Here is a 12,027-nt window from a genome sequence, read left to right on the forward strand (position 1 = left end):
AGTGCAAAGTCGCGGCTTTAGTTTTGACATCACCAATGCTTTCAGTGATTTCTAAAGACTGCTGGTAGTGGGCGATCGCTTCTTCTATTTTTCCCGTGTCCGCGTAGATACCAGCTAAACAGTGCAAAGTCGCGGCTTTACCTTGGACATTACCAATGCTTTCTTCAATTTCTAAAGACTGCTGGTAGTGGGCGATCGCTTCTTCTATTTTTCCCGTGTCCGCGTAGATACCAGCTAAACAGTGCAAAGTCGCGGCTTTACTTTTGACATCACCAATGCTTTCAGTGATTTCTAAGGACTGCTGGTAGTGGGCGATCGCTTCTTCTATTTTTCCTGTGTTGGCGTAGATAATAGCTAATTGGTGCAAAGTCGCGGCTTTAGTTTTGACATCACCAATGCTTTCAGTGATTTCTAAAGACTGCTGGTAGTGGGCGATCGCATCATCTATTTTTCCCGTGTCCGCGTAGATACTAGCTAATTGGTGCAAAGTCGCGGCTTTACCTTGGACATTACCAATGCTTTCTTTGATTTCTAAAGACTGCTGGTAGAGGGCGATCGCTTCTTCTATTTTTCCCGTGTCCGCGTAGATACCAGCTAAACAGTGCAAAGTCGCGGCTTTACTTTTGACATCACCAATGCTTTCAGTGATTTCTAAGGACTGCTGGTAGTGGGCGATCGCTTCTTCTATTTTTCCTGTGTTGGCGTAGATAATAGCTAAGTTATGAATAATTGACGCTTTTTTTGTTTCCTCTCTTGCTGGACAGAGTTCTAGTGCTTGTTGATAATGTTGCTGTGCTTGTTCAATTTCTCCAAGTTCTTGTTCAGATCGTGCTAGTTGATGAAAAATGCGATAGTCTTCAACTGTTTTTAAAGTGGATTTGCACAGATTTAAGGTGTCACGAAATCGGCTAGTATTAATCCAATTATTTGTTACAGCCATTCCTACTGTTGAGGCAATTTCCCCTTGTTTTCCCAACAACGCTAACCGATGAATTTCTAACCTTTCTTCCTCTACTTGAGTTTTTCCTTCTTCCCACCACAGACGATACAACACCTCAGCCGCTTGTTGATACAAGGTTTCTATATGAGTGGATAACGTCAACGGCAAAATTCTCGGTACACGCAACGACTCATCAGGACTAACTTCCAACAATCCCAAGGCCACCGCCCGATTGATATAATTTTCCAAATTGGGGATATTTTCACAAACTGCGGTTAATGCTTCCCTGGGGACGGGTAACTCAAACACCAAACCCTGTGACAACATTTCCCCCATCGTTTGATCCATTTGTTGCAGCAAAGCCTCAGCTAAAACCTGTTCTCGTAACTCAACCGCATCAACTTCTAAACGATTGAGAATTGCAACTTGGTCAACTGTGGAATTTTGCAAAATCTTATCCAACCATTCCAACAACCGGGGATTACCATCAGCTAACCTCCGCGCTTGCGATTTCAACGCCTCATCTACCTGAGATTTTGCCCCAAAAGCCTCAAGACGACTACACTTTTTTCTTAAATCTGCCCCCCTCATTCCCTCCAAAGGCTGTTTATAGAAATACCGCAACTGGCTAAATTCAAAGTCATAACGACAGGTGAGAATTAAACGGTGATTGGTAGATGTTTCCCGAATCGCCCAAACCAAAGCTGTTAAAACCTCTGCGGCTATGGGTTGCAAACGACCTAACCCCCCTAACCCCCCTTCCCTGCGAGGGAATGGGGGAATCAAACTCCCCTCTCCTCGCAGGAGAGGGGCTGGGGGAGAGGTCAATTCTAAATTCTCCTCAAAATCATCCAACACCAACAAAAACGGCTTTTCCCCATCGTCCGACAACTGCTGAAATACCCGCTTGAATCTAAATTTCAATTCCTCATCAGGATTTTGTAGCTGTTTGCGTTGTTCGTGATCATCCAACTTTTCCACCAACCGACTAACTATACTCGGTTCATCAATTCTCCCCACCAAGACAACACGCTGAAAATTCGGGAGTCGGTCACAAAGTCTCGATGCTACACTACTTTTACCTAAACCACCCATGCCATGAATTAATACCCCTATTTCTTCAGTTGATTGTGTCAGAGTCCTTAAACAACTTTGCAATTGACGACGACGACCAACAAAACTCTCACGGGTGGGGACTTTTATTTTTTGCGTCGCAGGATCTAAAAATTTGGTGCTAACAGAAAGCGGTGGTGGTAGTTTACGTTTGGGAGTACCTTTGGGTGTCACCAATTCTCCTGGTAAATTATCGGCTGCATACAATCGCAATAAATGCCAATCCCGCGCTTGGTTTTTGATTAATGTTTGATAGGTACTGGCAACAGCTTCGGTGATTTGCTTTCCTGCTGCTAATTCTTTATATAATGTCGCTGCGGCTTCCGTTGCATCAGATTCTAATACTTTTTGTCCCCATCCCAAAACGGCTTTAGCACCAGCTTTCAGCAATTCTTCCGCCATTGAAGGGACTGAACCATAACTAGCACCATCACTACCAGCTTGTCCAGTGCGACAACCAGAAAGGAAAATCAATTTGGGGATTCGGAATTGTAGTGCGGTAGCGATATCTTCGGCACTGGCATTATAAGCCTCGCCGGTTTCCGTTTCGGTAATAAATTCCGGTTGTCCGTTGGTAATTGTCGCATGACCGGTAATATGGAAAATATCAAAATAATCTTCACCGTAATCTGCAACTAAATTACCCAATTCTGATAAACAACCGCTTTCTTCCACTGTCAAAGCTAAAGGTTGTCTTCCCGTCGCTTCCAAAATTCGCCCTTCTTCTGCTTCAAAATCTAATACGGGTTCTACTCCTTGGGGAGAAGTAGCCATAAATAAAACTTGCAAAGCGCGGTTTTCTGGGTTTTTCTCTACAGACAATGTTTTTACAGAGTCCGATGATACCCACCGTACAGGAACAATTGACTGTTGAACGAGAAAGGTTTTACCATTGTGCAGAACTTCCCAAGGTAAATGATTGAGAGACTTTCCAGGATTTAGAGATTTTTCATTATTTTGTAGAGACGTTCCATGGAACGTCTCTACATTCTCTACAGAGGTGCGAATGGCTAAAATGATTCCTTGACGCTGATATTGATTGATGAGTTTTTGTAACCATCTGTCAGTTCCATCTAACCAGTTATACAGCCGTAACCCTGTGACTGCATAATCTTCAGCAAATGAGGAAACGTAATAATCTCTTTCTGCTAACTCAATTAAATCGGTAATTTCGCTCAAAGGGAGTGTACGTCTTTCGTATTTGTTGTAATTATCAGTAAAGTACCGTAACTCCACATAATTACCGGCAACGGCTTTCAGGTCAAGGTGAAGAATCTGCACGTTATGATTCTAAAATTTGGCGAATTTCTTCAATTGTGGCATTTTCTAACAACAATCGTCTACCATTGCGGCCGACAATCAGAACTTTATCAATCTTTTTACCTGATTGTTTTTGTTTATACTCTTGATACCATTTGCGGATTTGTTCAGCAATAGCGATCGCACCACCCACCAAACCGACTATAGTGGCAACTGTGGTAATGACCGCCTCTTTCTTCACGTCTTCCGAATTTACGGTATAGTTCCCAGTTATACCTTCAATTGCCAAAAGTTCCTCTGTGGCTGTAATTGCGTCTTCACCTTCAATAGCAAATTTAATTTCTGTCATAAATTTACCTAAAATAGCTAATTTCCACGTTTATAAACCATTATTTTAAAATATCATAGAGCAAGGATGATGACTTTGCAAGCGATCAATTCCAATTAAATCCTGACATATAACTATCAATAATTGTGCAATACCAAATTAAAATGAAGTTGTATAGAATCAGATTTCCAGAATAATTGACCGCAGATAAACGCAGATAAACGCAGATCAAGACGGATAAATTAATTGGTTTCATAATTCTGTGCAGGGTCTAATGTGAAGAATCATTTCTAGAACTGTTAACTTGATCTTTAATAGAGATAATTTAATCATTTTGATTCTATGGATTCCCCAAGATTAATATGTTTGTAAGTACCAAAATAAATCTCTCCCATTTACCTGCTTTCACTATGTCGAAGATATATAAAAATATTGCCCCTGTGATATTCGGTTTGATATTATCAGGATTAATACCCGGTGTTGCTAAGGCAGAGACAGTGATGGAAAAAGTAGCCCGAACAGGAGTATTAACTGCTGGTACAAGCAAAGATGCTTTACCATTTGCCTACTCCGACAGTCAAGGAAAATTGACTGGTTATTCTGTGAATATGCTAACTTTAATCCAACAGCAATTAGAGAAAGAATTAGGCAAAAAAATTACACTTAAATTAGTTGCAGTTACCCCAGCAGCAAGGATTCCCAAGATAATTAACCGACAAGTTGATATTGTCTGTGATGCCAGTAGTTTTACTTGGGAACGAGATAAAAAAGTTGATTTTTCTATTAGTTATGGTGTCACAGGGACGCAAATTTTAATTAAAAAGGAAACCAATTTAGGTTCACCAGAATCCCTGATTAATAAGCGTGTGGGTGTGTTAGCTGGAACTACCAATGAACAAGCAATCAAGCAAATACAACCCCAGTCTAAGCTTGTATATTTTAAGACTAGACCGGAAGCATTTGCAGCTTTGGAACAGGGTAAAATTGACGCTTTTGCATCCGATAGTATTCTTTTAGAGGGATGGTTACAAACAGCAAAAAATCCAGATAGTTTTGCCATAGTCCCCCCTCGTCCCTATTCACGAGAAGGAATTGCTTGTATGGTTCCTGAGAATAACTCTAAATTCCTCAATTCAGTGAATTATTCCCTCGTCAAATTTATGCAAGGATTTGTGAACAATAACCCCAAATATGTGGCGATTTTTGACCGTTGGTTTGGTTCTCAAGGTGCTGTATATCTCAATCGAGATTTACGTGATTTAGCCGTAGAAACCATGCAATTAATGATCGAGTTTCATGAACCAATTCCCCAAAAAGATTTGTAGGATTTAGTTATTAATTAGCATTTCCTCATCATATCGAGTATATTATAGCCCCATCCTCGCTTGCGGGGCTACGGTGTACACACAACCTTACCCAGAAAGCGTTTGGAGATGTAAAAGGGATTAAATTTCCAAAAGAAACACAAAAGAAAGTAAAGTAGAGAGAGAAAAAAGCAAGGGGAAAACACAGGTGGAAAATCCAATTTTAATTCACGGGGAAAATATCAGATGAAAGCATTCGGAGACCCAAGACGGTTAAAAAGGGGGCTAAACTGTATGCAGCAATGGCACAACAGCAAACCGTAAATATTCGGAGAATAAGCAAAAATAGAGCCGAACAAGTGGGATATTATAGATTCTTAGAGAATGAGAATGTAAGGATAGGAGAACTAGTTGCCAGTGTGGGAGAGCATTGTGCATTAAATGTGAATGGAAAACATATATTAGCAATTAATGATACGAGTGAAATTAACTTGCAGTCACATATAGGGAGACTGAAGCCAGAAGGAATAGGAGTAGTAGGGAATAACAAAGATGTGGGATTTTACATTCACCCAACACTGATATTAGATGCAGAAAATGGATTCCCGTTAGGGTTAAGTACAGTACAACTGTGGACTAGAGAAATAGACCATGCAGATAAGAATGAAAGAGAATATAAAAACTTACCCATAGAAAAGAAAGAATCCTATAAATGGATTACAGCAAATTGTCATCAAACCCGGAACAAGAACCCCACCCCCAACCCCCTCCCCGCAAGCGATGAGGGGGCTAAGATGTACCTTATATGATTGGAAATCGCTGTAAGTCAGCCGAAGAAACGAAAACCTGCTTGAGTCTGTGTGATGTAAAAATGGTGACTCATATCGGAGATAGAGAAAGCGATATATTTGAAGAATTTGCCAGAGTACCAAGTAAAAATCATCATTTATTAATTAGAGTCGCTCAGAATCGGCGGTTGAAGAATCAATCAGAGTCACTATATACGTACTTAAGTCAGCAGCCTTGTGAGGGAACTTATACAGTTTCCATTCAGGCCGATTCACGCATGGAGAGAAAAACTAGAGAGGCATTACTGTTAGTGCGTTGTGCCAAAGTTCAAATTCAACGCATAGATTTGTAAGGGTTGAGTAGTGCTCATTGGTGTTAACTTAAGTTAAAAATGGTTTATCTGTTGGTTTCTACACCCGCCAGAGAATAAATTCTCTGTCTCATAGCTCAAGTCCGTTAAAACGGACTCAGAAATTTTCCAAGTATTTAGTCATCTTCAGATGACTTTCGCTATTAGCAAGGAACTTGAGTTCCTTGCGGGATATAGGTTTTACGTAATTACTTATCAATAATTCTCAGGTTATAATTACTAGGATTTTTTAATTTTGCATAGGTGTATTCAGTAATTAATAGAGATACACGATAATTTTAAGTAGTGAGACAGAATTAATTACATAATGTCATTGCGTAAGCGTTGCGTGGCGTTAGCCATATGGAACGAAGTGAAATGAAGCAATTCCAAGATTTGTGATTGCTTCCCTTCGCTCGCAATGACTGTAAATATTTTTGTCCAATTACTTATTGTCGCATATTTCGGTTGTCTCCCGTTTATTTACTGGTCATCATCTTGCAAAGTTTCAATTAACAAATTTACTTGCTGTTGTCGCTGCTGTAAAAAACTATCACATTCTTGTAAATACTCAACCGCAGTCGCAAATTCCGTAAATACATCGGCTAATTCTAATTCACCTCCCTCAATGCGAGTGATAATAGTTTCAATTTCTGCTATCTTAGCTTCATAACTTCCTCCATTTGCAGATATGGATTTAACCGAATTATTCCGTTTTACCATAAATTTTTCTACCTACCTCAATAAATTATGAATTTAACCAGTAATACAACAATTAGCAGTGTCTATGAAGTCTGTATTGGTGTCCCAGATGCTATTTCCGCAATTCAATATTAGCAACAATTTGGTTATCGGATTGGAGAAATAGGAGAATTAACCGCAACTATAGCTTATCAACTATATCGGGTAAATTCACCTTTACAGTCAATTCGACTTTATCATCAAAATGCAGATCATGGATTAATTCGGTTAATGATTTGGCAAAATCCTACATCTGCGGGTTTAGGTATCAGTTCTATGAAAAGAAAAGGTAATCGTTGGGGTACTACCTTAACTGCTGATATACTGGGCCTTTTAAATCATGCGGAAGCAGCAAAATCAATTGGTGAAAATATTCTTTACACTCAAACTAACTGGGAAGTAATTTATAACAAAGATCAACAAGTCTTGGATTTGGGAAGAAACCACCGGGAAAGCAGGTAGGTGCTAAGGGGATGTGGCGAAGTACACCCTTAGTTGCGACTCAAATCATACCGGATCATCCTGAAAACTGTGCATCATGTAATCAGAGCTTAGAAATAGACCCAGCCATCAAGCCATACATGGGCTATTACGTTTTGGAATTAGAGAAGCGAGATTCAGGAATTGAAGTGGTTTGCGTTCTTCATCATGACTATCAAGCGACTTGTGAATGTGGACATCAAACCAAGGGCAGAACGGGCTTTACGACATGCTGTCATTTCCCGACGGATTAGCTATGGGACTCGTACCACTGAGGGTAGTTTAGCTTATTGCTCTATTTTGAGTGTTGTGCAAACCTGTCGGTTGCGAAAAATCGACCCTTGGACTTATGTAGCTCAAGTTCTCACTCTTGCTCGTCGGGGTATCAAACATCCCCCCATTCCTGTCACCTCTTAATTTTCCACGCTAGGCGATTCCTAGGTCGCGCAACGCTTACGCCTTCTTGATATCTCTAGTATAAAACATCTCCCTATTCCTGTTGCCTCTTCATCCCTTTTTCCTGGGGGGTGTGAACAGTTACTTACAAAGGGGGGCTAAATTCCTCAAAGTCCCGCTTTTCAAGGGGGATTTAGGGGGATCTGCGGGTGTCAGATCCTACACGAAAAAGTTTTCAAACAACCTCTAAAAAAATTAGGGGAAATATTCATTATTAAGAATATCTTCAAGACTAAAAGGACATTGCTTTGGAAAAATCTCACCAGGTAAACCTGTCTTTTGAATTGCTTGTCTTCTAGCTTTAGTATAAACCTGTTCTAAACAACTCAGGAAATAGTTGTAAAGTGTTTTGGAGCGAAAAGAAAATTCCAATTCGTCACGGAAGTTAGAGATTTCAATTTGCCAACCTCGTTGACAGGTTTCTTTTTCAGTTTCCCAATAACAACAAAGCAGAAGATGGATTAATAACTGCTTCAAATAACTTTCTACTTTGCGTCTTTGTTCTATTCCCAATGCTTCAATCTCTTCTGCTAAATGCTGCCAATCTAAATTATTAATATCTCTGTTTTCTAGCTGTTTGAGTGTGTTTTCTATCCACAGATAATGATCTGTTTCATATAGTGTTGATTGTAGATGTGTGGAAATTGTTGTGGTCATACTTTATCCTTTGGATAACAGACACAATTATTTTAACATAATAACTTAAATTTAGTTCCTAACAAAGCATTATTCTCAATAATTCTAACAATAGAAAGGTGATTTCTAGAGAGTGCTATTTCTATTCCTTCGGTCTTATCAGGGATATGAGACCCGATGCCTGGGGCGATCGCTCCCCTCGCCATAATACTGGGAAATTTTTGCTTATACATATTAATTAAAATATATTCTAATGCAATCTAATTTAAGATTATATTTTCTTGCTTATACTAAACGGAGATGATGAAAATTTTTAAGAAGATGTATTGGAAAATTTTTTTATACTTTACAAGGTCACAATTTGAGCTTTTGCCTAAAGGGGATATATGGACGTAAAAACGCAAGTTATGACCTTCTCAAGTATAGTAGGGGCAATTCATGAATTGTCCCTATTTTTTTGATTTAGTTCCAAGTTTAATCTTCTTATAATCTTATCTAAACCATTCCTAAACCAAAACGATTCATTGTATCTAATACATCATATAGATTTTTATCTATACTTTGAGATTGTTTGTAAAAAAACACTTCTGGAGATGTCTAATACTTAGGCAAAGAAAAATTTTATGGCTTTCAATAATGTTGATTGATCTATCTAACGCTTACTAAAGGCAACGCCCAAACTGTAAAACTAGGTACGACCATTGGTAATATTGGGATTGAAGGTATTTCCTACGATCCTAAACAGTTTGTTCTTGCTTAGAATTTAATTAGCTCATCTGGGTTTAGCGCAATGCGTTAAGCCCATGATGGTTATTAATTAACAGATTTCCAACCTCTGACTATATTTTCTGTAATTAGCTGCTCGGCTAGTTCTTGGGCGCGGGTGGAGGATAAAGCATAGGAAACAGATACTTTTAACGGTTCTTTGCGCTTAGAAGAAAAATCTGTCCAGTAGACTAGATAGGGTATGGTTTGCTCACCACTGTTTTCTACTACCACTAATTTACGAACCATGTCTGTACCTTTGGTGTAAACTTCCCGCCGCAGAATTTTGGTTTCGGTTGGCGCGATAGCTTGTAATTGGGGTAACTGGGGACTGTTGATAATCTGCTCTAATCTAGCACCACCATTTTGTACTTGTTTATCAAGGCGCAGTTGGGTGAAGGTAGCAAAGGTAGGACGGGGACAGGGGTATAATCCTAAAAATTGATAATCACTGCCATCCCATGCCATTAGTTGAGTGAGATTGGGGCGATTGCTTCCAGGTACAATGGTTAGCAAATCTTCACCACTCAGTTCGACAACATATTCAGGTTTGACAAATTGGATTGTTCTGCCATCACTGTCGGTCATGGTCAGGGGATTTTCCACATGGATGGCACTAAACAGATTCAGAAATTGTAACCTCTGCTCATCGCTGAGGCCAGAACCAATGCGAACTAGGGTTTGCCAGTAGGTTTTGCTGTCGTCGGTTTTGGGATAGTTCATTGCCACCAGCAAGGAAGTCACACCATACATTCCTTCAAATTCTCCGGCTACATAGCCAATTACCACCGCATCTAAGGACAGACGGGGCTTAATTTTATAGGTTTCTGCCCGTTGCAATCGCCGTATCACCATGCCCTCTTCCCCAGCAGCGATCTTTTCGGCAAATAGGCGCAAAAGTTGATCTTCCGGCACAATTGCCCCTGATGGGCGATGATATGGGGCTGTGGGGTCACTACCAAATAGTTCTCCCAATAAATTCCAAGTCTGCTCAAATTGTGATTGATTGGCGCGTAGGTCTTTGCCATCGAGCATGATCACATCTAACATAGCTAGTTTGAGTTTATCTATCGCCCCAGCATCTTCACTAAAGGAAATCCTTAACACATCCCCAATGGTGGCACGGCGGTCATGGATTTGTTCCTGTAAATACAGTTCGGCTCTAAACAATCCTTTTTGGACAGTGGATTGGCGTAAAACTCCTTCTAAGGCATCAAGGGCAGGGAAATTAATCCGCACCCGTCCAGAGGGAGCATTAAAGCAAAAGCAGACATTTTTAGAGCGTTCAAAATAAATAAAAACCCCTTCACCATCAACTTTGGTAGTTTGCAATACTAGTTCGGTGGTGCCAAATCGTTTACCCAGTTGGTTTTGAGTCAATGCGATCATTTTGCGACTAACTTGGGTTTCGTATTGACTAGCGATTTCCAGCAGAGTTAAGTCCCTAACTGCACTACCAGTAGCAATCTGATAATTACCAGTTTTGGGAACTAATTTAGAAATATCAATATAGGTGTCGAGCATAGATGCCTCCCTAGTTTATTCGTCCACGATTTTTAGTTCACGATCGCTCAACAGTAGCAATAATTTATACTTACCTTCGTTTTCACCCTGACCAATTTCACCATACAAAAATCCGCGATAGGGACTACCCTTTTCCCGAATCACCAGTGGTTGATTACCTTTAGTACCAGCCCCCACCACAGCTACTTCCTGGTTTTGATGAAGTTCTTGGGCGATATTAAATAAAAATTCCATTGTCACGCCGTCTTCATGGACGATTTGATAGGTATACCGGAACACAAAGTCCGTAAATGCTTGGGTAATAGGGAGACGTTTACCTGTTTTAATAGGAAGGTGATCGTTGAGATTGGATTTACGAATCAGATGGGGGCGGCGTTCTTTTTCTTGTCCTTGCTGATCGTAAATAATATCAACAAATTTAAAGTCAGTGACGGGTTTGAGTCCATCCAGGCGATTACTAGAATTGTAATAAGCGGTGGAAATCATCTCTGTTTCCAATATTTGTCCTGCTCCCTCCAATTTTAATTCTGGGTCAAGAGCGATAAAATCTGACGGTTGAGCCTGAAACGGATCGATCATCGCATTAATGCCATTGATCAGTTTATAAGGCGTAATTGCCCCTACCTGAGTTTTTTGCTGAATTACTGGTTTGGGACGGCGGCGTGGCAACGATTGCAAGGATAGGCGGGCGGTTTTACCTTGATGTTCTAAGTGTAGAATAGTATCCATAATTTATACTCCTGATCATTAAAACATAGAAAAATTTAGTTCATCGTCTTCTTCTTCCTCGACTTCAGCATCAAAAAAATCATAGGCGATCGTCAACCCCACAAATGCCGTCTTTTTCATTTCCCCAATTAATAAAAACGCCTGTTCAGCTTTAACTAACAGATAAGCCTCTTTGGGAATATAGGTTTTGCGGTAATTAAATTGGGTAGAATATAGTCCCGCAGGTATATTTATTTCTGCTACCGGATAGACGTCAACCACATTAAACTCTGCCAGGGTAGATAAGGGTACTGGTTCTAAGGGATTTTCAATCTCAAAAGAACTGGGTTGTAGGATGGCCATTTCCCCTTCTATTAAAGCGATCTCCTCTGTGGCTGGTGTACCTTCAGGATCAAGGCGGGCATAGGATATTTGTTGGCGTGTTAGTAATCTTCCATCCGCTAGGAGATAACCACGAGTGAGGGGTTGATGATCACATTCAGCCACAGTTTTAGAAAAACCATATAAATCTTTTTTCTCCACCCGCGAGCCAAGTTTAGCGCTGACAACTTCTCCATTTAATGCAAAAGATATATCTTTCATTGGTAAGCTGAACTTATATCAACTTTACTAT

Annotated in this window: 11 protein-coding genes and 2 pseudogenes; 5 read left to right on the forward strand and 8 right to left on the reverse strand. The window is 40.1% G+C overall.

Annotation, left to right across the window (positions count from 1 at the left end):
- Both AN486_RS17850 and AN486_RS17855 read right to left on the reverse strand, forming a co-directional pair.
- A partial coding sequence (locus AN486_RS17850; RefSeq protein ID WP_290601890.1) for a tetratricopeptide repeat protein occupies window positions 1-3,334 on the reverse strand: 3,334 nt, incomplete at its 3' end.
- Window position 3,335: 1 nt separating this feature from the next.
- Window positions 3,336-3,662: a hypothetical protein gene (locus tag AN486_RS17855; protein WP_290601892.1), complete on the reverse strand. Its 327-nt coding sequence runs from the start codon at window positions 3,660-3,662 to the stop codon at window positions 3,336-3,338.
- Between the two features lie 389 nt (window positions 3,663-4,051).
- Here AN486_RS17855 and AN486_RS17860 point away from each other — a divergent pair, with 389 nt between their 5' ends.
- From AN486_RS17860 to AN486_RS17870, 3 genes and pseudogenes are all read left to right on the forward strand, one after another.
- The gene (locus AN486_RS17860; protein WP_290601894.1) at window positions 4,052-4,966 is read left to right on the forward strand and encodes an amino acid ABC transporter substrate-binding protein; all 915 of its coding nucleotides are present in this window, start codon (window positions 4,052-4,054) and stop codon (window positions 4,964-4,966) included.
- Window positions 4,967-5,247: 281 nt separating this feature from the next.
- Window positions 5,248-5,661 (forward strand): annotated as a pseudogene (locus AN486_RS17865) (IS4 family transposase); the annotation flags it as partial.
- 89 nt (window positions 5,662-5,750) lie between these two features.
- Entirely contained in the window at window positions 5,751-6,086 is a 336-nt protein-coding gene (locus AN486_RS17870; RefSeq protein WP_168634733.1) for a hypothetical protein, read from the forward strand.
- Between the two features lie 480 nt (window positions 6,087-6,566).
- Here AN486_RS17870 and xseB read toward each other — a convergent pair whose 3' ends face one another.
- Window positions 6,567-6,806, reverse strand: coding sequence for an exodeoxyribonuclease VII small subunit (gene xseB, locus AN486_RS17875; protein ID WP_053540542.1), 240 nt, complete (start codon window positions 6,804-6,806; stop codon window positions 6,567-6,569).
- A gap of 27 nt (window positions 6,807-6,833) precedes the next feature.
- On the opposite strand from xseB, the pseudogene AN486_RS17880 reads away from it, so the two are divergent.
- Both AN486_RS17880 and AN486_RS17885 read left to right on the forward strand, forming a co-directional pair.
- Window positions 6,834-7,247: pseudogene (locus AN486_RS17880) on the forward strand (VOC family protein); the annotation flags it as partial.
- A 225-nt stretch (window positions 7,248-7,472) separates the two neighbouring features.
- Complete coding sequence (locus tag AN486_RS17885) at window positions 7,473-7,721, forward strand: hypothetical protein (protein WP_053540543.1); 249 nt, start codon at window positions 7,473-7,475, stop codon at window positions 7,719-7,721.
- Window positions 7,722-7,955: 234 nt separating this feature from the next.
- Here AN486_RS17885 and AN486_RS17890 read toward each other — a convergent pair whose 3' ends face one another.
- The 5 genes from AN486_RS17890 to AN486_RS17910 form a co-directional block, all read right to left on the reverse strand.
- A complete protein-coding gene (locus tag AN486_RS17890) occupies window positions 7,956-8,417 on the reverse strand; it encodes a DUF29 domain-containing protein (RefSeq protein WP_039205263.1) in 462 nt (153 codons plus the stop codon).
- 32 nt (window positions 8,418-8,449) lie between these two features.
- Window positions 8,450-8,629 carry a hypothetical protein gene (locus AN486_RS17895; protein ID WP_290601898.1) on the reverse strand — a complete coding sequence of 60 codons (180 nt, stop codon included), beginning with the start codon at window positions 8,627-8,629 and terminating at the stop codon, window positions 8,450-8,452.
- A 580-nt stretch (window positions 8,630-9,209) separates the two neighbouring features.
- Entirely contained in the window at window positions 9,210-10,685 is a 1,476-nt protein-coding gene (locus AN486_RS17900; RefSeq protein ID WP_290601900.1) for a hypothetical protein, read from the reverse strand.
- 15 nt (window positions 10,686-10,700) lie between these two features.
- Window positions 10,701-11,414 carry a hypothetical protein gene (locus AN486_RS17905; protein ID WP_053540545.1) on the reverse strand — a complete coding sequence of 238 codons (714 nt, stop codon included), beginning with the start codon at window positions 11,412-11,414 and terminating at the stop codon, window positions 10,701-10,703.
- 18 nt (window positions 11,415-11,432) lie between these two features.
- Window positions 11,433-11,996 carry a hypothetical protein gene (locus AN486_RS17910; protein WP_039205256.1) on the reverse strand — a complete coding sequence of 188 codons (564 nt, stop codon included), beginning with the start codon at window positions 11,994-11,996 and terminating at the stop codon, window positions 11,433-11,435.
- Window positions 11,997-12,027 lie beyond the last annotated feature (31 nt).

The sequence above is a fragment of the Anabaena sp. AL93 genome (assembly GCF_001672085.1).
Classification (GTDB): Bacteria; Cyanobacteriota; Cyanobacteriia; order Cyanobacteriales; family Nostocaceae; genus Dolichospermum; species Dolichospermum heterosporum.

What these genes read in the sequence shown, in the direction of transcription:
- AN486_RS17900 (WP_290601900.1), bottom strand. Translation starts at nt 10,685, where the DNA reads ATGCTCGACACCTATATTGATATTTCTAAATTAGTTCCCAAAACTGGT.
- AN486_RS17860 (WP_290601894.1), top strand. Translation starts at nt 4,052, where the DNA reads ATGTCGAAGATATATAAAAATATTGCCCCTGTGATATTCGGTTTGATA.
- xseB (WP_053540542.1), bottom strand. Translation starts at nt 6,806, where the DNA reads ATGGTAAAACGGAATAATTCGGTTAAATCCATATCTGCAAATGGAGGA.
- AN486_RS17870 (WP_168634733.1), top strand. Translation starts at nt 5,751, where the DNA reads ATGATTGGAAATCGCTGTAAGTCAGCCGAAGAAACGAAAACCTGCTTG.
- AN486_RS17895 (WP_290601898.1), bottom strand. Translation starts at nt 8,629, where the DNA reads ATGTATAAGCAAAAATTTCCCAGTATTATGGCGAGGGGAGCGATCGCC.
- AN486_RS17905 (WP_053540545.1), bottom strand. Translation starts at nt 11,414, where the DNA reads ATGGATACTATTCTACACTTAGAACATCAAGGTAAAACCGCCCGCCTA.
- AN486_RS17910 (WP_039205256.1), bottom strand. Translation starts at nt 11,996, where the DNA reads ATGAAAGATATATCTTTTGCATTAAATGGAGAAGTTGTCAGCGCTAAA.
- AN486_RS17890 (WP_039205263.1), bottom strand. Translation starts at nt 8,417, where the DNA reads ATGACCACAACAATTTCCACACATCTACAATCAACACTATATGAAACA.
- AN486_RS17885 (WP_053540543.1), top strand. Translation starts at nt 7,473, where the DNA reads ATGACTATCAAGCGACTTGTGAATGTGGACATCAAACCAAGGGCAGAA.
- AN486_RS17855 (WP_290601892.1), bottom strand. Translation starts at nt 3,662, where the DNA reads ATGACAGAAATTAAATTTGCTATTGAAGGTGAAGACGCAATTACAGCC.